Below are 21,307 nucleotides of genomic sequence, written 5' to 3'. Positions count from 1 at the left end.
TCCTGCTGACCAGAAGATCTACAATTTTGCTAGTTTATTGGGTGTAAAGTGACCATGTTTCAGCAAGATATGATGCTGAGGTGCAATTTCTCATCAATAGATTGGCTACAAGGGTCACAAGATGGTAAAAGGAGAGGGAAAGTGATGCCTCCGTAGGTAAATTTGTGTTATATTTTTCGGTCTTATGCGTATTCAAAAATACGATCTGACTATAGAGGGAAAATGGCTCTATGAGCGATCTAGCGAAAGAGATCACGCCCGTAAATATTGAAGATGAGCTTAGAGGTTCATACCTAGACTACGCGATGTCCGTCATCGTTGGTCGTGCCCTTCCAGATGTGCGTGATGGCCTAAAACCAGTACACCGCCGCGTTTTGTTCGCGATGAATGTATTAGGTAATGATTGGAACAAATCATATAAAAAGTCTGCTCGTGTAGTAGGCGATGTAATCGGTAAATATCACCCACACGGTGATAGTGCGGTATACGAGTCAATTGTTCGTATGGCTCAGCCGTTTTCACTACGCTATATGTTAGTCGATGGCCAAGGTAACTTTGGTTCGGTTGACGGCGATTCAGCTGCGGCAATGCGTTATACCGAAGTTCGTATGTCAAAAATAGCTGGTGAGCTATTAACGGATCTTGATAAAGAGACGGTTGACTTCGTTCCTAACTATGATGGAACCGAGCAAATACCAGCAGTTCTACCAACAAAAATACCAAACCTATTGGTTAACGGTGCTTCTGGTATCGCAGTAGGTATGGCTACCAACATCCCGCCGCATAACCTTGGCGAAGTTGTTGATGGCTGTTTAGCATTTATCAATAATGAAGACATCACTATTGATGAGCTAATGGACTACATCCCTGGTCCTGACTTCCCGACAGCAGCATTAATCAGTGGCCGTAAGGGCATTGTCGATGCATATAAGACTGGTCGTGGCAAAGTCTACATGCGCTCGAGAGCCAACATTGAAATGGAAAAGAACGGTAAAGAAACTATTATCGTTACTGAAATTCCGTATCAAGTGAACAAAGCTCGTCTTATCGAGAAGATTGCAGAACTTGTAAAAGACAAGAAAGTTGAAGGCATCAGTGCTCTACGTGACGAATCTGATAAAGATGGTATGCGTATTGTTATTGAATGTAAGCGTGATGCTGTTGGTGAAGTTGTTCTAAACAACCTTTACTCACAAACTCAACTGCAAACGACTTTCGGCATCAACATGGTTGCTCTGAACAACGGCCAACCACAGCTGTTCAACATTAAAGATATGTTGAAGTGTTTTGTTGATCACCGTCGTGAAGTTGTAACTCGTCGTACTATCTTCGAATTGAAGAAAGCACGCGACCGTGCACACATCCTTGAAGCCTTGTCTCTAGCACTTGCAAACATTGATGAAATCATTGAACTGATCCGAAACGCACCAACACCGGCAGAAGCGAAAGCTGGCCTTGTTGCTCGTGGCTGGGAATTGGGCAATGTTGCAGCAATGCTTGAACGTGCAGGTACTGATGCGGCTCGTCCAGATTGGTTAGAAGATCAATACGGCATCCGCGATGGCCAATACTTCCTAACGGAAACTCAAGCACAAGCTATTCTAGAACTTCGTCTTCACCGCCTAACTGGCCTTGAGCACGAGAAGATTCTAGACGAGTACAAAGCACTTCTAGAAGAAATCGCTGAGCTAATGCACATTCTTGCAAGCACTGAGCGTTTGATGGAAGTTATCCGTGAAGAACTTGAAGCGGTACGTGAAATCTATGGCGACGAGCGTCGTACAGAAATCACAGCAGCAGTTCATGATATCGACATGGAAGAGCTTATTGCTCAAGAAGACGTTGTAGTAACGCTTTCTAACGCAGGTTACGTTAAGTACCAAATCCTAAACGACTACGAAGCTCAGCGTCGTGGTGGTAAAGGTAAGAGTGCGACTAAGATGAAAGATGAGGATTACATTGAGCGTCTGCTTGTTGCTAATACTCACGATAACATCTTATGTTTCTCTACTCGTGGTAAAACATACCGTCTGAAAGTGTATCAACTACCGCAAGCGAGCCGCACAGCTCGTGGTAAGCCTATCGTTAACATTCTTCCTCTAGAAGATGGTGAACGTATTACGGCTATCCTGCCTGTGTCTGAATTCTCAAACGAGAAGTTCATCTTCATGGCGACGGGTGACGGTACCGTTAAGAAGACATCACTGGATCAATTTGCAAACGTACGTGCTAACGGCTTAATCGCAGTTAACCTACGTGACGATGATTCACTGATTGGCGTTGATATTACTGATGGTAATAGTGACATCATGCTGTTCTCGAAGTCGGGCAAAGTTGTTCGCTTCAACGAGGACAAAGTGCGCCCAATGGGTCGTACTGCCTCTGGTGTTCGTGGTATGAAGCTTCCAGAAGACGATCAAGTGGTTTCACTGATTGTTCCTTCAAACGAAGGCGATATCCTAACTGTGACTCAAAACGGTTACGGTAAGCGTACTGAGCTGGCTGAATACCCAACGAAAGGCCGTGCAACGCAAGGTGTAGTATCTATCAAAGTCTCTGATCGTAATGGCCCAGTTGTTGGTGCTGTTCAGGTTGAAGAAGGCGATGAAATGATGATGATCACCGACGCAGGTACGTTAGTACGTACTCGCGTAGCGGAAGTGAGCCAAGTTGGTCGTAACACTCAAGGTGTAACACTGATTCGTACTGCTGAAGACGAGAATGTTGTAGGTCTACAACGTATCGACGAAGTAGAAGAAGCTGAGATTGTTGAAGGCGAAGAAACTGAAGAAGCAAATGCTGACGCAGTAAACGCTGAAACTATTAATGCAGAAGGAACAGTTGTTTCTGAATCAAGTGAAGAGCAAGCATCCGATGCTTCTGACTCTGAAAGTGATAGCGAGCAAGACACTGAGTAATCTCGATTACGTAAAGTAATTAAGTTTACCAATGGAAAAACCGAGCCTAAGTGCTCGGTTTTTTATTGCCTATCGTTTTTTATTATTCCGAGCATTTTGCTTAGTGCTTAGTGCTTAGTGCTTAGTGCTTAGTGCTTAGTGCTTAGTGCTTAGTGCTTAGATCTTGGTTTTGGGAAACTTTGAGCACTAAATCTCGAACGCTAAACTTTGATCAATAACGAGATAACACAAAAACGATAAAGTAGCAGATAGAGCTAAACAAAAGGGAAGTGAGATGGACATGTGGTTGCTTGTAGCGTTGATATTGATGAGCTTATTTTTAGTTGTGGTTGTTATTGCCGCGAGTAAAAATAGCAGTAACCTCAAAGGTAATATTCTCGTATCACTTATTGCAGTGTTTCTCAGTGTTACGGTTTGGTCTCAACTTAAACAAGACACACCTCAACGACCTTCTGATGACAATGATGGTTACACGGCAACAGATTTCCAAGACGAGCTTCAGCAGAGCCTTAAGCAAGACCCGAATCAATCCGATTTATGGTTCAAGCTTGGTGGTGTCTATATGCAGAAAGGGGAGTTTGATGCAGCGTTTACCTGTTACGACTATGCTATTCGCTTAGATCCTCAAGCGCCTTCTGGCCTCTATGCTGCCAAAGCAACGGCACTTTATTACCTCAGTTCTCAAGCCATGAGCGATGACGTGAATGCGCTATTGGATCACTCCATGCAGCTTGATCCTGATGATCGTACGGCATTAATGTTGATTGCAACCGATCACTTCATCAGTATGCGTTATCAATTAGCGATCGATGCATGGACTAAAATCCTCGATTCCAATCAAAAAGGGATCGATCGTGTTTCCATTATTCATTCGATCAACCAAGCAAAGCAGATGATCCGTTAAGCTTGGAGGATTGAGTCGTAATCTTTAGTCGATAGATTCTGTTAGCTTCAGCCGCTAACCGCTAGTTACTTTCTTGCATTTCAATTAAGCCACCAGCATTGTGGATCTGAGTAAACCCTTGTGCACGCAAGAACTGATACGCTTGTCCTGAGCGATTGCCACTACGGCAATACAAAACGATGGGTTGGTCTTTCTCGATGTTAGCAAAGTGAGTAGCCACTTCAGAAAGAGGGTAGTTAATGGCATTGCTTAGGTGTCCGTTTGCGAACTCGGCAGGTGTCCTTACATCAACCACTAGTGCCCCTTTTTCAATTAACTCCCAACCTATATCAGCACGTTCAGAAGCGTAAACTCCAGAACTTAACAACGTAATGCACAGTGCAGAAAGCGAAAGTAAGGTCTTCATTCTTAATTCCTTGAATGAGTAAATGGGTATTCGAAGGTAGACACGATTTGAATGCGTTAAAAGCTTAAGATTCAAAATAGAAAAACCAGCCATACTACAATAGTGTGACTGGTTTTTACTTAATGGTCTAATTGAAGAAACTAGTATTCGTAGTTGGCTTCACGCTTTTCAGCTTGCTCTTCCCATTGAGGAACAACGGTGTCTAAGAAGTGTTGTTTCTCAGCGTTCATCTTATCCATGTCCATTCCAAGCGCTTTTTGAGCCGCTTCTTTTGTCGAGATATCTGGAATCTCGATTGGATCGGTGATGCCTTTCTTCGCCAGTAGACGAACAATCTTAGTTCGAGCATCCGCTGCGCGGTCAACGGCAGTACCTAGCACTTCTAGAGCGATTTCAGGTGCATGCATATGAATGCCGTGAGACGCAATAGCGTAGTCCCAACGCCATTGAGCGTGACGGATATCGATTAAGATAGGTTCCATCTCTTGCTCTGTCGCACCCGCTTCCCATGCTGCGCCTGCTTCAAAGTGAGCAGCAACGATTTGTTTCTCTGCTGTCAGCTTCATGTTTAGTACTTGCGCTTTACGGCTTGAAACGATGTTACGCATGGTTTCTTTCGATTGAGTGTGACAGTTTGCACACGTATCTTCGAAGCGGTCGAATGGGTTACCCACTTTATGGTCGGTATAAACAGTGCCATCTTCTTTGGTTACTTTAGGCATATGACAGTCAGCACAAACGACTTTGTTTTTACCATGAATGCCTTCGCGCCATGTTTCGAAACCTGGGTGCTGTGCTTTCAACATTGGTGCTTTCGATACTTTATGCGTCCAATCTTTAAAGTTGATTGCATCGTAGTATCGTTCCATGTCGCCAACGGTTGTACCTTGGTCCCAAGGGAACTTCACGCCTTTAGTTGGCCCTGTGAAATAGTATTCCACGTGGCATTGTGCACAAACAGAAGCTTGTTGGTCTAAACGGCTTTGTTCATCGAACTTTTTACCAATCGTTTCAAATGCACGTTCAACATAAGGGCGAGTAACTTTGAGTGCTGGTTCGCCGTTTTTGAATCCTTCACTTTTTGTATCGTGACAATCAGAGCAACCGATAGGGTTAATAATTTCATTACCTAAACGAGCCCATTTGCCCTCAAAGTAACCGTCTTCACCGCGCTCTTCGATAACACGTGCTACATCTGGGCTTTTACAGCTCCAGCATGCCATTGGCATCGGGCCAGAGTTTTCGTCCGTTGGGCCGCCAGTACGTAGCGTTTGTCGTACATCGTCAATCGCATAAAAGTGACCACGTGCTTTGTTGTAATCTTTTGCAAAACCATAGCCAGCCCACATGATAACCATGTTCGGATCTTCTTTTAGCGCATCTTCAATAGTTTCACTTTCTGACGTTTGTCTCCATGAATGATATTGATCAGGGTGGTTTTGCTCGAACTGGTCGTTACGAGGATCGCCAATTTCTTTTTGTTCAGACGCAGCAAAACTGGTCGCGCTTGCTAGTGATGCGCTAACCATTAATAGTGCTGTGACTGAATTACGTATCCAATGCTTTTTCACAGTGATATCTCCAATATACTGATTTTTATACCAAGCGTTGTGAGTTTGCTATTCAAATTAAGAACTGGAGAATTCCTGTTTATATTAATTCATAACTAAACACATTTTGTTACGTGTTGGGTATAGCTTGTTTTAGATCAATTAATGGTAGTGACTTCAATCACGTTGAAGTTTATATACCCCTTTAGGGGTATTGGTGGTTAGGTTTCTTAGAATTTAAGTGAGAATTATTATCATATATAACAAGCAATTACCCAAATTGACCATGTCATAAATAGGGTGATTGCGTTCACACATTAACCTATCCAAATTTCGTATTACCTCATTAGAGGTATATTCTAATTATAGAAAGCGTTGTGGCTTATCCAAAATAAGAATTGATATCATTTAAACGGTAATAATATCGTTTAAGGGTACTTTTGTTTAACCGGAATATTATTTAGTTGAGAGTTAAATAATGCCGGTATAAGGAAAGGATAAAATGGGCAATATTAAATTGGCCATAGTCATAATGCTTAAATCCCTTCTAGCATTCTGCCTCTATGGTTATTCCATTCATGCTGTTGCTGAGCCTGCTGTTACGCCAGTAGGAGAATCAACAAGACATGAAGTCGAATTAATCCGTGACAAAGACTACAAGTGTGTTCAATGCCATAAAGATTCAAAAGAAACGGTATTGGGTTCACATGGTGAAAGTGCACACGCTTTGCTTGGCCGCGAAGTAAATTGTACCGATTGTCATAGTTCTATTAGCCCCGATCACCGTGAAGGTGCACCTAAAGTGGTGAAGTATCGTGAGGCTCAATCACAGCCTGGAACCGAGAAGGTTTTCTTAGACCCTAAATTAATCCTAGATGCCAATAGTCAATGTGTAGATTGTCATAAACCTGATGATCTCCGCGAAGCTAGCTGGACTCACGATGTTCACGCGCAAAACTTAACTTGTTCAAATTGCCACGATGTTCATGCGACCGAAGCGAAGGTGTTGGGCTTAGATAAAAAGCAAACCATTAAGCTGTGTGTGGATTGCCATTCAGACTTCAACCAGAAGAAAGAAGGGGAGTAATCTATGAGCTGCTCAAGAAGAAACTTTTTAGCGGGCGCAGGTGCCGTAATCTTTACGACCGGTGTTGCAGGAACGGCGGCGGTGACAAGTCGTAAAACGCTAGCCAATGTCCAAGAAGATGGCGTTAAGCGTTACGGAATGATTCATGACGAAACCGCTTGTATTGGTTGTACCGCTTGTACAGAAGCGTGTCGTGAAGTGAACAATGTGCCTGAAGGTGTATCGCGCTTAGAAATTATTAAGAGCGAGCCACAAGGCGAATATCCAAATGTTGATTACCGTTTTACTCGTAACTCTTGCCAACATTGTGATAACGCGCCGTGTGTCATGGTTTGCCCAACAGGTGCTGCTTACAAAGATGAAAAAACGGGCATTGTTGATGTCCACAAAGAGAAGTGTGTCGGCTGTGGTTACTGTTTGTTAGCGTGTCCATATCAAGTGCGCTTTTTCCATCCAGAGAACAAATCAGCCGATAAATGTAACTTCTGTCGTGATACCAATCTAGCGCAAGGGAAGTTGCCTGCTTGTGTAGAATCTTGCCCAACCAAAGCGCTGACATTCGGCGATTTGAATGACCCTGAGAGTGAGATAAACCAAGTACTTCAATCCGAGGTGGTTTACAGAGATAAAGCCTATCTAGGCACTCAACCAAAACTCTATAAAGTGCCACACCAAAAAGGGGAGATTTGATTATGAGTGCATGGGATACAGCTTTTCAGTCTGGTACGGTGGTATGGGACTGGATTATTGCAATCTATCTATTTCTTGCAGGGATGTCGGCCGGTGCAGTGATGATTTCCATTTACCTTAAGAGAAAGGTAATTGAAGGTGATCCTGCTCATAATGGTGTATTAAAGGCTACCGCTTTTCTTGCTCCGTTTGGGATCATTGCAGGCCTGTTGATCTTGGTTTTCCATCTAACTAAGCCCTTGTCATTTTGGAAGATCATGATCTTTTATAACCCAACGTCTGTGATGTCGATGGGGGTGATCTTATTCCAAGTGTATATGGTGATCTTGTTCCTTTGGATCGGCATTATATTTAGAGATCAAATTGTGGTGTTCTTGAATGACCAAACATGGTTGAAAGGGCGCCTGGACTTTGTTGGAAAATGGATCGGTAAGTTAGAGGTGTTTGAGAATGCTTTGGAAATATTCTTAGCGGTTCTCGCATTGATGCTTGCTGCTTATACGGGCTTCTTGCTTTCAGCTTTAAATACCTTCCCATTATTGAATAACCCAGTTTTGCCGATTTTATTCTTGTTTTCGAGTCTATCTTCGGGAGCGGCTGCGTGTATTTTGTTTGGTGTATTGGTCTTCAAAGAGTCACCACACAGCCCGAGTATTTCTTGGATACATGGATTTGAACGTCCGGTTGTGATGTTTGAACTGTTTGTTCTTATTACTTTCTTCACTGGGCTTATCTTCGCGGGTGGTCAAAGTGAACAAGCGGTATGGAACGCGATTGGCAGTGGTTTTTGGGCAAGTTGGTTCTGGTATGGCGTGCTCGGTGTCGGTATGGTTCTACCATTGCTGCTAAATGCGGTAATGCCAACGTCTATCCGTCATAGCGCGGTGTATATTTTCTCCGTGACTTCGCTAAGTCTGATGGGCGTGTTAATGCTACGAACTTTTGTCCTTTATGCAGGGCAGCTAACGATAGCTTAATTTAGCTCAAGTTAATGAGTAAGTAGATGTTGGATACTGAGCATCTGCTTACTTGGCTTCTGTTTATCGGAACAGTATAAGCGAACAATTGTTTAACTTGGCTCTGCTTCGGTAGAGTCTTATTGAGGTGATATGGTCGGTTCTTTGGGGCTGTTTAGTTTAGTGTTGGTTGCTGTACTCAGTAGCATTATTGGTGTGCATTCGTTTTACCAAATGCTAAATAAACGGGCGCAAAATCTAGGTTTAATCTGCAGTTTCTCTCTTTCAAGTGCGCTGTTCTCTCTCACTTCTGTCGCATTACTTGGCTATGCCTTTGTCAGTGACGACTTCTCTATTCTCTATGTCGCTGAACATTCCAATACACAGTTACCCTCATTTTTTAAAATGGCTGCCATTTGGGCTGGCCATGAAGGATCATTGTTATTTTGGGTCCTGACGATCAGTTGTTGGTCGGGCGTTATTGCTTTACAGAAACACTATTCAAATGAATACCAAAGCCGTGTGTTGTGGGTCATGAATACGCTGCTCGCGATATTTGCGTGGTTTACGCTATTTGCTTCAAACCCATTTGAAATGAATTCAACACTGCCTCTTCAAGGGCGCGACCTTAATCCTATGTTGCAAGATGTGGGTTTGATTTTTCATCCACCTTTGCTTTATCTCGGTTATGTGGGCTTTTCTGTGGTTCTGGCATTTGCTGTGGCCGCTTTGTTGGTTGATCCAATTGAATTCAATTGGGTTGTCCATTGCCGAAGTTGGTGTCTTGTCGCGTGGATCTTTCTAACTGCAGGGATCATTCTTGGTTCTTGGTGGGCGTATTACGAATTAGGTTGGGGCGGCTGGTGGTTCTGGGATCCTGTTGAAAATGCCAGCTTGTTGCCGTGGCTTACTTCAACAGCTTTACTGCACAGCTTAGGTGTTGCCAAGGGCAAGCAACAGCTTCTGAAGTGGTCTCTTAGCCTTGCTTTCATTACATTTTGCTTGAGTATCCTAGGCACCTTTATTGTTCGTTCTGGCGTACTAACGTCGGTACATGCCTTTGCTGTCGACCCAACTAAAGGTATCGCACTGCTGCTTATATTAGTGCTGGTACTTGTTAGCTCATTTTCTCTGCTTATCGTCAGAGGTGAATCTTTTGAATCTAATCCGATTACCAGCTTCGCCAGCAAAAGCTTTTTGAGCCTAGTCGCGGTGCTGATTTTTGTACTGGCGACCGCTGTTGTGGTGTTTGGTACTTTCTATCCAATGGTCTTTGAACTGCTTGGATTGGGGAACATATCGGTCGGCGCGCCTTACTTTAATTTGTTGATTGCGCCTTTGGCTTTGCTTACGTTAGGTGTAGTGGGCTTAGCCCCGTTGTTGAGTATTAAACCTCAAGCAACCAAAGGTATTATTGCCTCGTTAGCTCTGGTGTCATTTTTGCTTGGGTACATTTGTTATTCCTGGCAAGTGGAACAGGTACAACTACAAGTGATGGCACTGCTGACTTGGGGGCTCGCATTCTGGGTGTTACTGACGCATATTTACGGCTTAGTGGTTCCCCGAAGTTCTAAGTTCCAACGCAAAGTATGGGTGATGACCTTTGCTCATGTCGGAGTTGCGGTACTCGCCGTAGGCGCTGCAATGAATAGCTATCACTCGTTTGAGCGCAGCTATAAACTAAGCCCTGGCACACAAGTAGAGTTCATGGATTGGACGCTTTCGCATCGTGATACTGAGCTTTATGTCGCCTCAAATTTTAGCGCAGAGAAGGCGATACTAAACTTAGATGCTGGTGAGAAAAGCTTTTCCATCGCGCCAGAAAGAAGACACTACCAAGTTCGTGTGATGAACATGAGTGAGCCTGCAATGAAGTGGTTCTGGCATGGCGATGTTTATATCACCATGGGAGAAAAAGTGGACTCTGCCGCTTATGCGTTCCGAGTTCAGTATAAAGCGTATGCTCGTTGGATTTGGTTTGGCGGGCTTTTCTCTATCTTGGGTGCCTTACTCTCATTGATACTTCGTAGAAAGAAAACGGTTAAGGCTTCACAATATGCATTCCAGCGTTCGTAATAAACTCATCACTCTGTTTTCTATTGCTCTCGCTTTGGTCGTTGCATTTTCTTTTGCGCTCGACAGTAAGCAGCAATCGACCACCGTATCGAAACAGAAAAGAGCATTTCCTGAATTCATATCCTCTGAGCTAGTAGGTGATGAAAGAGACAGTCGTGACACGCAAGAGCTTACGCTTGCTGATATCACTCAACACCCATACCAATTGGTTAACGTGTGGGCGTCTTGGTGTGGAATATGTAAAACGGAACACGCTTTTTTGCTCAAACTTCAAAATAAGGGCATTCCCATTGTTGGGCTCAATTATCGAGATAACCCCGCAGCAGCGATAAATGTGTTATCGAATGATGGAAATCCGTACTCTAAAGTTATCAGTGATCCTCAAGGCGAATTGGCTTTAGAGTTGGGTGTAATAGGAACACCTGAAACATATTTAGTTGATGCGGATGGTCAAATCATTAAGAAACTATTGGGTGTGTTGAATGAATCTGTTTGGCAAGACGAACTGGCAAGATACTTTAATGGTGCGAAGGGATGATTAAGCCTCTAGTACAAACCTTAATTACGTTATCTGTGGTTCTTTTTACCTGCTTTCCTACCATGGCGGAAGAGCTGTTTACCGCCAGTGACAAGGATAAGAGTATTCAAGTTGAGCTGTTTGAGTTTGAAAACCCACAACAGCAGCAGCGTGCAATTGCATTAGCCAAAAAGTTGCGCTGCCCACAGTGTCAGAATCAAAACCTGATCGAATCCAATTCACCTATAGCGAAAGACCTCCGTCTTGTGGTTTTTGATATGATTAAAGATGGGAAGAGCGACCGAGATATTACTCAATACATGACGGAAAGGTTTGGTGAATTTGTACTGTATAAGCCGACAATGAGCGCTTCTAATGCACTACTTTGGTTTATACCATGTGTTATTTTTCTGTTGTTTATATATCTATCAATAAAAAGTGTTAGAAACAGCTCATAAAAATTATGTATTACTGTTTACCAATCGACCTGTATTTTGTAACATTAAAGGATTATAAAGGCTAAGCACTGTTATATAAGGATGTATCTGTGGACAACGTAATCTCAAATTTAAAGAAAGAGTTCCATACCCATGTCCAGTCTGACAAATGGGCAGAAAGATACAGTGCCAAGTCGAGTGTTTCTACTCTGACTTCAGAAGAATTAACAGAGCTACAGAATGCTTGGGTTCAGCTTGTCATTTGGAAGCAAACTCAAATAAGTTGATCGTTCTGTAAAAAATGTAGTATTAGCCACAATTGATAAATTTATAACCCCATATTGATCATCCCAATGTGGGGTTTTTTCTTGCTTCGGAAATTATTGTTATAATATAACAATTTGTACGTGTTCGACCTTGAAAAAAATTGTTAACAGCCCCATAGTGTCTAATATTAGATAGTTCGCTACAAAATATTGCCTAGACAAATAGAGTAGTGTTGTTAAATACATCGAATTTTCAAGTGAGTATAACTATGGCGGAAGTGCGTGCCAGAATAGATTTCAAAGTAGGGGTTACAAGTAGCATTGATGCTGAACTTCTGTCTTTTCATGGATTGAAAACAGACAAAGAGCACGTTGCTGTCATATTCAAATCAGCAGACAAGACACAAGCCATACCTCTGGTGCGTATGCACTCTGAGTGTCTTACTGGTGATGTTTTCCATTCATCCCGCTGTGACTGTGGCGAACAGCTAGACGAAACCATAAGAATCATGGGTGAAACAGGTGGCGTGATTCTTTATCTACGTCAAGAAGGCCGTGGTATTGGTTTATACAATAAAATCGATGCGTATCGTCTTCAAAGTGAAGGTATGAACACCTACGAAGCCAATAACCACTTAGGTTTTGGTGATGATTTGCGCGATTTTACTGAAGCGGCAGAGATGCTACGAGCTTTAGGTACGACTAAAATCCGTTTGGTGACTAACAATCCTAAAAAAATCAATGAGCTTAAATCTTTTGGTATTGAGATCGATGAAGTGGTGAACACCTCGGCTCATATTAAGGAGGGTAATGAAAGTTACCTTAAAGCAAAAGTCTCACACGGTAAGCATAATCTGGATATCTGATTAGCCTCTTTTGTTGCGCCTAACACGAAAATGTTTAAAGACCTCACATATGTGAGGTTTTTTTGTATTTATCTTGCAATAAAATTGTAAGTTTGTATTATTCTCATCCGTAGTGCAAATGATAATGGTTTGCACTATTACTACGAATAATAATTTAAAGCTCAACAAGGATGCTTCATGACCATTAAATCTTTAGTGACCAAAGCCGTAACTTCGTCACTCATTTTTGCCTCTGCTTCTTCTTTCGCAGCAGTAACTCAAGATCAAGTTGTAGAACATTATGCAGATATTGCTCATGCGGTGTTTGCAGATTCAGTAATTACAGCAAAAGCGTTGAACTCTTCTATTGATACCTTCTTAGCTTCTCCTTCTGCTGGTAACTTCGAACAAGTAAAACAAGCTTGGCTTGAATCTCGTGTACCTTACCAACAGTCTGAAGTGTTCCGTTTTGGTAACGTCGTTGTTGATGATTGGGAAGGTCAATTAAACGCATGGCCACTTGATGAAGGTCTTATCGATTACGTATCTTCTGATTACCAATATGAGCTTGGTAACGAAGGCGCTAGCGCAAACATCGTTGCGAACAAAACGTTCCAAATTGGTCAGACTACAGTCGACGCAACCACCATCACACCTGAGCTAATTGCTGATCTTAATGAAATTGGCGGTTCTGAAGCAAACGTAGCATCTGGCTACCACGCGATTGAATTCCTACTTTGGGGCCAAGATTTAAACGGCACAAACAGCGGTGCAGGTGAGCGTGCTTACACTGACTTCGTTGTTGGTGCTGAGTGTACTAATGGCAACTGTGACCGTCGTGGCGCATACCTAAAAGCATCAGCGGAACTTCTTATCCAAGATCTAGAATGGATGGAAAAACAGTGGGCTGAAGGCGAGAAAGGTAACTACCGTCAAGAGCTTCTTTCTGAATCTAGCGACAACGGCCTACGTAAAATGCTGTTCGGCATGGGTTCACTGTCTCTAGGTGAACTAGCGGGTGAGCGTATGAAAGTGGCTTTGGAAGCTAACTCTACTGAAGATGAGCACGACTGTTTCTCTGATAACACGCACAACTCTCATTACTACAACGAGCAAGGTATCTACAACGTATACACTGGCTTGTACAAGCGTGAAGATGGTTCTCTACTTTCAGGTCCTAGCCTGTTTGACCTAGTTGAGCAAAAAGACAAGCAAGCTGCGAAAGAGATTCAAAAGCAGTTTGACCTAGCACGTGCACAAGTTGGTCAGCTTGTTGTTTCTGCAGAGAAAAACAACCAGCACTTCGATCAGCTAATTGCTGCTGACAACGCTGCCGGTAATGCACTAGTAAACAAAACAATTGTTGCGCTAGTGTCTCAAACAGCTGCAATCGAGCGTGCTGCAGGTGTGATTGGCGTTGATAGCCTAAACCCAGACACGGCTGATCACGAGTTCTAAGAACCTGAGACTAAAACTATTGTAAGGGCTCTTATTGAGCCCTTAATTGTTTGCTACTCAAGAAAGTTACACCCACATAAAAACTAAAATCAAAAACACAGCAAGGCAATGTATGAAGTCGTATCTCTCAGCCTCACTATTAACCGCACTGTTTTTCTTATCTCCATTACATGCTCATGAAACTTACTCTGGTGGCAAAACTACCGTGAAGAAAGAGGGAGCGAATGCTTTTTCTCTTCCTGCTGCCAATTTACCAATGAGCAAACGTTTGGATTTCAGCGTAGGTAACAGCTTCTTTAGAAACCCTTGGGTTCCTGCACCATCATCAACCGATGCACGTGATGGATTGGGCCCATTGTTCAACACCAACGGTTGTCAAAACTGTCACATCAAAGATGGTCGTGGCCACGCGCCAGAAAAAGGCGATGAGAACGCGGTATCCATGTTGGTTCGCTTGAGTATTCCTGCTGAAACACCAGAGCAGAGACAAGCCTTTATACGCGATGGTGGCATTCCAGAACCGACTTACGGTGGACAGCTACAAGATTTCGCGCTTCAAGGTGTTAAACCAGAGGGTAAAGTGAACATCAGCTACACAGATGTTCCGGTTGAATTCAAAGACGGCACAGTCGTGACTCTGCGTAAACCCACTTTAAAGATTACTGAACTTGCTTTCGGCGAGATGCATCCTAAAACTGAATTTTCTGCTCGAGTTGCGCCTCCAATGATTGGCCTTGGTTTGCTTGAAAGTATCCCGCAAGAAACAATTCTCGGATTTGCTGAGCAGCAATTGGCCGATAAGCAAGGTGTTTCTGGTAAAGCTAACTATGTTCTCGATGTTCAAACCAACGAAATGGCTCTAGGCCGCTTTGGTTGGAAAGCTGGACAGCCAAACCTAATGCAGCAAAATGCGGCGGCGTTTAACGGTGATTTGGGCTTAACGAGTCGCTTATTCCCAAATGAAAACTGCACATCAGCGCAATCAACATGTGATGATTTTCCAAATGGTGGAGAACCAGAAGTCAGCGACAACATCTTAGATTTTGTTGAGTTCTATTCGCAGCATTTAGCCGTGCCTATTCGTCGTAATGTTGACAATCCAGTCGTTGTTCAGGGTAAAAAGCTGTTTAAAGACGCTGGTTGTCAAAGTTGTCACCAAGCTGAATTCCGCACGGCAGAGCGTGAAGGTTTGCCTGCGTTGTCTAAGCAGTTAATTAGCCCGTATACCGATATGTTGCTGCACGATATGGGTGAAGGCTTAGCGGATAACCGTCCTGAGTATCTTGCAAATGGTCAAGAATGGCGCACAACACCTTTATGGGGATTAGGCTATACCAAAGAAGTGAATGGTCACACGTTCTTACTTCATGATGGTCGTGCGAGAAATGTTATGGAAGCTGTGCTTTGGCATGGCGGTGAAGCAGAAATGGCGAAACAAAACGTTTTAGCTCTTAGTAGCAGCGAGCGTGAAGCGCTATTGGCGTTCTTAAACTCGTTATAGGCTGAGTTGAATTCAGTTTAGTTAACGGCTAGCGACTTAAGAAAGCCGCTATCAAACCACTTAGCACCGCTGCACTTGTAGGAATACGAGGTCAGCGGTCGTTTCGTATTTAATGAACTCATATAATTAAAAGAAAAATTAGGAAGTAAGGTAACAGCATGACGCATAAATTTTTATTAATGCCTTTGTCGGTATTAATCATGGCAGGCTGCCAATCATCGGGTGAGCAAGCTGCTTCATCTGAGGTTAACGGTGTGTCTTATCAAGCAGACACGACCGACCACATCAGTCGTAGTGTGTATCAACAAGAGTTTGATTCAGCCGTCCTATTCGCCAAGCAAGCCAATGAGCTAGAAGTCTTGATGCAGGGTTACTGTCAAACTAACGACGTTGAGTTAGATGCGTTGAAAACTCAATGGCAGCTCACCATGAACAGTTGGATGGCACTGCAAGGACAAGAAAGAGGCCCAACAGCGGCGCTTGAAGAGAGCTGGAATGTTCAGTTCTGGCCAGACAAAAAGAACACCACTGGTCTTAAAATGCGCCAGTTGACTCAGCAAGATAAAGTTTGGTCTCAAGTTGAAATTGCTCAACAGAGTGTGACAGTTCAAGGGCTAGGCGCATTGGAATGGTCGCTTTATGACGAGCAATCGCCACTGCTTCAAGACAAAGTGTTAGGTTGCCAATCGTCGCAAGCGATTACTGAAAACTTAGCGATTAAGTCGTCTTCGATTGCACAGGCATGGCAAGTTAACCCTTGGTTAGCGCTAGACGAGACTCGTTGGGAGTCTGAATACATCGCTTTATTGACCAACCAACTTGATTACAGCATGAAAAAGCTGAGTCGTCCGATGGCGAAAATCGGTCATCCGCGTCCGTATTTTTCAGAATCATGGCGTGCACAAACCTCGATGACTCAACTAAAAGCGAATGTAGCAGCACTTCAAAAGCTTTATCTGGCTGATGGCAATGGTCTTGATGGCTTGTTAAGAGAGAAGGGCCTAAATGACCTTGCTGGTCGCGTTGCTGACCAGTTCACATTGACGCTAGATACATGGCCTACAGACTCAAGCTTGTTTGAGTTATTGCAGAGCAAAGAGGGCTACCGAGATGTGTTGACTCAATACAACAAACTAGAACGTTTGAAGTACCTCATTCATGAAGAAGTGGCGATAGAGCTTGGTGTCGTAATAGGATTTAATGCTACCGATGGTGACTGATACTACACGAAGAAGGTTACTCAAGGCTGCATTGGGTTGTGCAGCTGTTCCTGTACTTCCATTTGGCTGTGCTAGTCGCTCTGGTGCTGTGAGCTCATCTCGTGAGCCTCAATTAATCGGTTGTGCGCTGAATGGGCGAGGTCAATATTCAGCGGTTGTGGCTGACGAATATGGAATGCCATTGAGTCAACTGCCGATACCAGATCGTGGCCATGGCGTCGCGATTTGCCCAACCTCATCGCATGCAGTGGTGTTTGCTCGTCGTCCTGGTGACTATTTTATGGTGTTTGACTATAAAAGCGGTGAGCAAATCAAGTTAGTTGTGAAAGGGAGTAATCGTCACTTCTACGGTCATGGTGTTTACTCATTAGATGGCAAGTTACTGTATGCCACTGAAGGGAAAACGGACAGCAGCCAAGGTGTGATTGGCGTTTACGATGTCGCACAAGGTTATCGTAAGGTCGAGGAGTTTACTGGTTTTGGTATTGGCCCTCATGAAGTGATCATCATGCAGGATGGAAATCTCGCGATTGGCGTTGGTGGCGTTCATACTGACGGAAGAACACCGAAAAACTTGGATTCAATGCAACCGAGTTTAAGTTATGTTTCATCTGAAGGTGCGCTGCTTGATCAGGTTGAATTGCTAGACAAGAAGCTGAGCATTCGACATTTAGCCCATGATGGTGCTGAAACTGTACTTTGTGGTCAGCAATATCGTGGCGAGCCTGACGAGTATCCTTCGTTGTTGGCCATGCATACCAAAGGCGGGCAGTTTGAATCACTGAACGCAGAGCCAGAGCAATGGGCAAGGTTTAATCATTACATTGCGAGTATCGCAGCTTCTGATGATTGGATTATCGCTACTTCGCCAAGAGGGAATTGTTACGGTATTTGGTCTAAAGCGACTAAAGAGCTAGTGGAACTGTCTGCTTTATCAGATGCTTCTGGTGCAGTGTTGCTTGATGGAGAGTTTAGACTCAGCTCTGGAGCGGGCAGTGTAGTGAGCCAACGCAAGCCTTATAAAAAATCCAGTCAGCAATCATCCGTCCAGTGGGATAACCACTGGAGTGCAGTCTAATGCATAAAACCCCTTAAAAAATAACATGCTTACTCCAATTTCTTTGCCATACTTATGAGATGAATGGTGGTGGGGTTAAGCATGTTAGCGAAATACTTCTGTGGATTATTGGTTTTAGTTTCTGTGCATGCATGGAGCTATACGAGTTCTGACGAGAGCCGATTTATCCCGGCTGATTCAGAACTCTCTTTCATGCTCATTTATCCTGAGCTTACCCAGAGCATTTACCAAGACTCTTCTCTTCCTATCCTTTGGGATTCGCCTGAACTTGTTAAGGCGTTTGAATTCCAATTGTCACTTATAGAACAAGCGCAAATGGCACCGCTTTTTGATAGACAACTTAAACAAATCCGTCAGTATCAATCCCGCGGTCAATGGCAAGAGTTGGACGTTCTTTTAACCGATACCTTCATCTACTACTTAAGTTACGTTGAAAATGCGCCACTAATGGGAAAGGAATGGTATTTTTCCGGAAAGCTACATTCCAAATTACCGGCGCCTTCCCCTCATATTCTGATGAGATTAAAAAGTAGTGTTTCCGATGATTATTTATTGGAGATGGTGCTGTCCTACGCTCCGCCTGTAGGGGATTTTGACCAATTTAAGGCGACCTACTCAGTCTTAGAAACCGCATCGGAACTTTCCATCGAACGATACAAACAAAAAGGCTTAAAGCGCTTGGGCGACGAGCTTTCAGACAAGGCTGTTCTTGTGGAACGCATAGCTTTAGTCGGTGTCGACACGTCGTTGGTCGCTGTTGACTTTCCTAAGTTCGATCGTGACCTAGAAAGTGCAATTAAATCGTTTCAACAGATGCATGGCCTTACGGCAGACGGGATTATTGGGCCAGATACGATCAAGTGGATCAATATGAGCTTCGATGATCGATTGAACTCATTAGCTTTGAATGCAGAACGCGTTCGCTTGTGGCCAAGAGACCGAGATTCTCTCATCGTGGTTAACGTGCCCAGCTTTGATATGAAGTATTGGGAAGATGGCGAAGAGGTATTTGAATCCAAAGTCGTCGTGGGTAGAAAGTCTCGAAAAACGCCGCTTTTAGAGATAAACCTAGATTCGGTCATTTTAAATCCGACTTGGAATGTGCCATGGAAAATCATGGTGAAAGACATTTTGCCTAAGGTGAAAGCGGACGAAAGTTATCTAGAAACACACAATTTCCAAGTGATTGACGGCTGGCGCACTATGGAAACGGTTGATACGACAGATATTGACTGGCAGACCATTAATTTCAATTCGTTCCCATATCGAATGCGTCAACAGGCCGGTTCGCGTAATGCGTTAGGTTTGTACAAGTTCAATACACCTAATAAGCGTGCGATCTATTTGCACGATACGCCAAGTAAAGGTCTGTTTAATGACGACTTTCGTGCTTATAGTTCAGGTTGTATACGAGTCGAACATGCCGAACAACTGGCTGAGTTACTGTTCGCGACCAAGGTCAGAAAGGTTCCTAATCAAGGTGGCGACTTAGCGCCTAATACTAAGGTGCGACTCAAGAAGCGAATTCCAGTGCATATCATCTATCAAACCGTGTTGTTTGAGGAAGGGGGCATACAGTATCGTGGTGACATCTATCAATATGATAAAGAGGGTGGTTAATTATCAGTGAACCCAATAAGGGTGATCTTGACCAAAAAATGACAACCAAGCTTTTACTGATAAAATTATAATGTGTATCAATAACTAACCGTGAAAAGGTTACAAATAGTAACCTATTGAGCGGTTTTCGTACGTTGACGCAGCAATTCTCATTATGTATCGTGCATTTTTCGTTCGATCTAATTGGTTTTTTTGCTGTATGTCTCAAAGTTTATTTTCACGCCGTCAGTTTCTGACTTACGCTGGTGGTACCGCTGTTGTCGCCTCAATCACACCCTCTATCGCTTTTGCTTCATACCCAGATCAGCCAAGAACGATCAGCATGAACAATCTTCACACTGGTGAAAGGTTAGAAACCTGCTATTTCGATGGTACTAACTATGTTGGTGATGAGATGGCTCGACTAAGCAAATTGTGTCGTGACTTCCGTCGCAACGAAATCCACCCAATGGACAAAAACCTGTTTGATCAGATCACTCAGATTCAAAATGTTCTAGGTATTCAAAAAGAAGTTCAGATCATCTCTGGTTACCGCTCTCCTGCGACTAATGAAGCATTGCGATCCAAGTCGAGTGGTGTAGCGAAGAAGAGCTACCACATGTTAGGCAAAGCGATCGATTTTCGTATTGATGGCGTGGATTTGAAAGAACTAAGAGACGTAGCTAAAAGCTTAAACGCCGGTGGTGTTGGTTATTATGCTCGTAGCAACTTTGTCCATATTGATACAGGTCCTGTACGCAGTTGGTAGCGTTAAGCTGAATTTGCGAGCGAATGCTAGGTACTTGTCAAAGTAGACATCCAATGTCATAGTTTGGCCAAATTTCAGTTTGTCCTAATAATTCGGTTTGTACTAATAATCTGATTTGTCACTGATAGCTTGCTTTGTTACCAATAACTTGGCTTGTTATTAATAGCTTGCTTTGTCACCAAGAGCACAGTGATATTCTATGTTGTTAAGCAGATTCGCTCTCTAAGGTTTGTATATGTCTCTTAAGTATCAAGTTGTGCCTGTTACCTCATTCTCTCAAAATTGCTCGATTGTGTGGTGTGATGAAACCATGGAAGGCATCGTTGTCGATCCGGGCGGTGATGTTCAGCAGTTAGCGGCTATCATTGAAGAGTTAGGTGTTAAAGTGGTGAATTTGGTACTGACACACGGCCATTTAGATCATGTTGGTGGCACGGTTCCACTTGCTGAGATCTTGAAGGTTAATATTGTTGGCCCACATAAAGCTGATAACTTTTGGCTTCAAGGCTTAGAGAATCAAAGCCAGATGTTTGGTTTCCCATTGTGTAAAGCTTTTGAACCAAATACTTGGTTAGAAGAGGGTGATAAAGTCACTTTTGGTAACCAAGTTATCGATGTGATTCACACTCCTGGTCATACTCCTGGCCACGTTGTGTTATTCAGTGATCAGGCGCGCATGGCGTTTGTTGGCGACGTTTTATTTAACGGTGCTATTGGTCGTACGGATTTCCCACAAGGTGATTTCAACACACTGATCGCTTCAATCAAGACTAAGCTTTGGCCATTAGGCAGTGACGTAACATTCGTTCCGGGTCATGGCCCTGAATCGACATTTGGACGTGAACGAGCATCAAACCCGTTTGTAGCTGATGAAATGCCTCTGTACTAGGTCTCTGATTTAATAAAAGAACGATTGAAAATGAAGCTTAGCTTTTCCTATGAAAGCTAAGCTTTTTTAATTTTACGCGTATGCGAGCGTGTTTGTTTTAATCTCAACGTTTAGTTTCTTTTGCTCACAAGTTTCAATTTC

At 43.4% G+C, this 21,307-nt stretch carries 19 protein-coding genes; 17 read left to right on the top strand and 2 right to left on the bottom strand.

The annotated features are described in order from the left end of the window. The first annotated feature begins 230 nt into the window (after positions 1-230). Positions 231-2,918, top strand: coding sequence for a DNA gyrase subunit A (gene gyrA / locus AACW75_RS12085; protein WP_135454695.1), 2,688 nt, complete (start codon positions 231-233; stop codon positions 2,916-2,918). 274 nt (positions 2,919-3,192) lie between these two features. Continuing rightward, a complete protein-coding gene (locus AACW75_RS12080) occupies positions 3,193-3,822 on the top strand; it encodes a TPR domain-containing protein (RefSeq protein WP_135454696.1) in 630 nt (209 codons plus the stop codon). Between the two features lie 61 nt (positions 3,823-3,883). Here the strand turns inward: AACW75_RS12080 and AACW75_RS12075 are convergent, their stop codons facing one another. Then, a complete protein-coding gene (locus tag AACW75_RS12075; RefSeq protein ID WP_017072978.1) occupies positions 3,884-4,228 on the bottom strand; it encodes a rhodanese-like domain-containing protein in 345 nt (114 codons plus the stop codon). 140 nt (positions 4,229-4,368) lie between these two features. After that, positions 4,369-5,799 carry an ammonia-forming nitrite reductase cytochrome c552 subunit gene (nrfA, locus tag AACW75_RS12070; RefSeq protein WP_186437205.1) on the bottom strand — a complete coding sequence of 477 codons (1,431 nt, stop codon included), beginning with the start codon at positions 5,797-5,799 and terminating at the stop codon, positions 4,369-4,371. A gap of 481 nt (positions 5,800-6,280) precedes the next feature. On the opposite strand from nrfA, the gene nrfB reads away from it, so the two are divergent. From nrfB to AACW75_RS11995, 15 genes are all read left to right on the top strand, one after another. Next, positions 6,281-6,865: a cytochrome c nitrite reductase pentaheme subunit gene (gene nrfB, locus AACW75_RS12065; protein WP_017072976.1), complete on the top strand. Its 585-nt coding sequence runs from the start codon at positions 6,281-6,283 to the stop codon at positions 6,863-6,865. A 3-nt stretch (positions 6,866-6,868) separates the two neighbouring features. Continuing rightward, positions 6,869-7,555 carry a cytochrome c nitrite reductase Fe-S protein gene (gene nrfC / locus AACW75_RS12060; protein WP_135454698.1) on the top strand — a complete coding sequence of 229 codons (687 nt, stop codon included), beginning with the start codon at positions 6,869-6,871 and terminating at the stop codon, positions 7,553-7,555. Positions 7,556-7,557: 2 nt separating this feature from the next. Further along, positions 7,558-8,532: a cytochrome c nitrite reductase subunit NrfD gene (gene nrfD / locus AACW75_RS12055; protein ID WP_145571223.1), complete on the top strand. Its 975-nt coding sequence runs from the start codon at positions 7,558-7,560 to the stop codon at positions 8,530-8,532. 132 nt (positions 8,533-8,664) lie between these two features. Next, complete coding sequence (locus AACW75_RS12050; RefSeq protein ID WP_145571222.1) at positions 8,665-10,587, top strand: heme lyase CcmF/NrfE family subunit; 1,923 nt, start codon at positions 8,665-8,667, stop codon at positions 10,585-10,587. Next, on the top strand, positions 10,568-11,125 hold the full coding sequence (locus tag AACW75_RS12045) for a DsbE family thiol:disulfide interchange protein (RefSeq protein ID WP_102553400.1): 558 nt from the start codon (positions 10,568-10,570) through the stop codon (positions 11,123-11,125). Before AACW75_RS12050 ends, AACW75_RS12045 begins: the two co-directional genes overlap by 20 nt. Continuing rightward, entirely contained in the window at positions 11,122-11,562 is a 441-nt protein-coding gene (gene nrfF, locus AACW75_RS12040; RefSeq protein WP_145571220.1) for a heme lyase NrfEFG subunit NrfF, read from the top strand. Before AACW75_RS12045 ends, nrfF begins: the two co-directional genes overlap by 4 nt. 89 nt (positions 11,563-11,651) lie before the next feature. Beyond that, positions 11,652-11,828 carry a hypothetical protein gene (locus tag AACW75_RS12035; protein WP_167853002.1) on the top strand — a complete coding sequence of 59 codons (177 nt, stop codon included), beginning with the start codon at positions 11,652-11,654 and terminating at the stop codon, positions 11,826-11,828. Between the two features lie 248 nt (positions 11,829-12,076). Further along, complete coding sequence (locus tag AACW75_RS12030; RefSeq protein WP_029224762.1) at positions 12,077-12,673, top strand: GTP cyclohydrolase II; 597 nt, start codon at positions 12,077-12,079, stop codon at positions 12,671-12,673. A 177-nt stretch (positions 12,674-12,850) separates the two neighbouring features. Further along, positions 12,851-14,110 carry an imelysin family protein gene (locus tag AACW75_RS12025; RefSeq protein WP_017072968.1) on the top strand — a complete coding sequence of 420 codons (1,260 nt, stop codon included), beginning with the start codon at positions 12,851-12,853 and terminating at the stop codon, positions 14,108-14,110. Between the two features lie 112 nt (positions 14,111-14,222). After that, positions 14,223-15,611, top strand: a complete 1,389-nt coding sequence (locus AACW75_RS12020; RefSeq protein WP_029224761.1) for a di-heme oxidoreductase family protein — start codon at positions 14,223-14,225, stop codon at positions 15,609-15,611. Between the two features lie 158 nt (positions 15,612-15,769). After that, positions 15,770-16,831 (top strand): imelysin family protein, encoded by a 1,062-nt coding sequence (locus tag AACW75_RS12015; protein ID WP_145571218.1) that lies wholly within the window; start codon positions 15,770-15,772, stop codon positions 16,829-16,831. Next, the gene (locus AACW75_RS12010) at positions 16,821-17,909 is read left to right on the top strand and encodes a DUF1513 domain-containing protein (protein ID WP_145571216.1); all 1,089 of its coding nucleotides are present in this window, start codon (positions 16,821-16,823) and stop codon (positions 17,907-17,909) included. The genes AACW75_RS12015 and AACW75_RS12010 overlap by 11 nt, the downstream gene beginning before the upstream one ends. Positions 17,910-17,990: 81 nt before the next feature. Next, positions 17,991-19,529: a L,D-transpeptidase family protein gene (locus tag AACW75_RS12005; protein WP_145565763.1), complete on the top strand. Its 1,539-nt coding sequence runs from the start codon at positions 17,991-17,993 to the stop codon at positions 19,527-19,529. A gap of 199 nt (positions 19,530-19,728) precedes the next feature. After that, entirely contained in the window at positions 19,729-20,277 is a 549-nt protein-coding gene (locus AACW75_RS12000; protein ID WP_145565762.1) for a YcbK family protein, read from the top strand. A gap of 235 nt (positions 20,278-20,512) precedes the next feature. After that, positions 20,513-21,166 (top strand): MBL fold metallo-hydrolase, encoded by a 654-nt coding sequence (locus AACW75_RS11995; protein WP_102456686.1) that lies wholly within the window; start codon positions 20,513-20,515, stop codon positions 21,164-21,166. Positions 21,167-21,307: the final 141 nt, after the last annotated feature.

It is taken from the genome of Vibrio sp. L3-7, from assembly GCF_963898195.1.
Classification (GTDB): Bacteria; Pseudomonadota; Gammaproteobacteria; order Enterobacterales; family Vibrionaceae; genus Vibrio; species Vibrio echinoideorum.
This window is presented reverse-complemented; position numbering and strand designations above follow the sequence as displayed.

Excerpts from the sequence above, each read along its gene's own strand:
- AACW75_RS11995 (WP_102456686.1), top strand. The coding sequence starts at position 20,513 with ATGTCTCTTAAGTATCAAGTTGTGCCTGTTACCTCATTCTCTCAAAAT.
- AACW75_RS12000 (WP_145565762.1), top strand. The coding sequence starts at position 19,729 with ATGTCTCAAAGTTTATTTTCACGCCGTCAGTTTCTGACTTACGCTGGT.
- nrfB (WP_017072976.1), top strand. The coding sequence starts at position 6,281 with ATGGGCAATATTAAATTGGCCATAGTCATAATGCTTAAATCCCTTCTA.
- AACW75_RS12080 (WP_135454696.1), top strand. The coding sequence starts at position 3,193 with ATGGACATGTGGTTGCTTGTAGCGTTGATATTGATGAGCTTATTTTTA.
- nrfC (WP_135454698.1), top strand. The coding sequence starts at position 6,869 with ATGAGCTGCTCAAGAAGAAACTTTTTAGCGGGCGCAGGTGCCGTAATC.
- AACW75_RS12015 (WP_145571218.1), top strand. The coding sequence starts at position 15,770 with ATGACGCATAAATTTTTATTAATGCCTTTGTCGGTATTAATCATGGCA.
- nrfF (WP_145571220.1), top strand. The coding sequence starts at position 11,122 with ATGATTAAGCCTCTAGTACAAACCTTAATTACGTTATCTGTGGTTCTT.
- AACW75_RS12075 (WP_017072978.1), bottom strand. The coding sequence starts at position 4,228 with ATGAAGACCTTACTTTCGCTTTCTGCACTGTGCATTACGTTGTTAAGT.
- AACW75_RS12050 (WP_145571222.1), top strand. The coding sequence starts at position 8,665 with ATGGTCGGTTCTTTGGGGCTGTTTAGTTTAGTGTTGGTTGCTGTACTC.
- nrfD (WP_145571223.1), top strand. The coding sequence starts at position 7,558 with ATGAGTGCATGGGATACAGCTTTTCAGTCTGGTACGGTGGTATGGGAC.
- AACW75_RS12030 (WP_029224762.1), top strand. The coding sequence starts at position 12,077 with ATGGCGGAAGTGCGTGCCAGAATAGATTTCAAAGTAGGGGTTACAAGT.
- AACW75_RS12020 (WP_029224761.1), top strand. The coding sequence starts at position 14,223 with ATGAAGTCGTATCTCTCAGCCTCACTATTAACCGCACTGTTTTTCTTA.
- gyrA (WP_135454695.1), top strand. The coding sequence starts at position 231 with ATGAGCGATCTAGCGAAAGAGATCACGCCCGTAAATATTGAAGATGAG.
- AACW75_RS12010 (WP_145571216.1), top strand. The coding sequence starts at position 16,821 with ATGGTGACTGATACTACACGAAGAAGGTTACTCAAGGCTGCATTGGGT.
- AACW75_RS12005 (WP_145565763.1), top strand. The coding sequence starts at position 17,991 with ATGTTAGCGAAATACTTCTGTGGATTATTGGTTTTAGTTTCTGTGCAT.
- AACW75_RS12025 (WP_017072968.1), top strand. The coding sequence starts at position 12,851 with ATGACCATTAAATCTTTAGTGACCAAAGCCGTAACTTCGTCACTCATT.
- AACW75_RS12045 (WP_102553400.1), top strand. The coding sequence starts at position 10,568 with ATGCATTCCAGCGTTCGTAATAAACTCATCACTCTGTTTTCTATTGCT.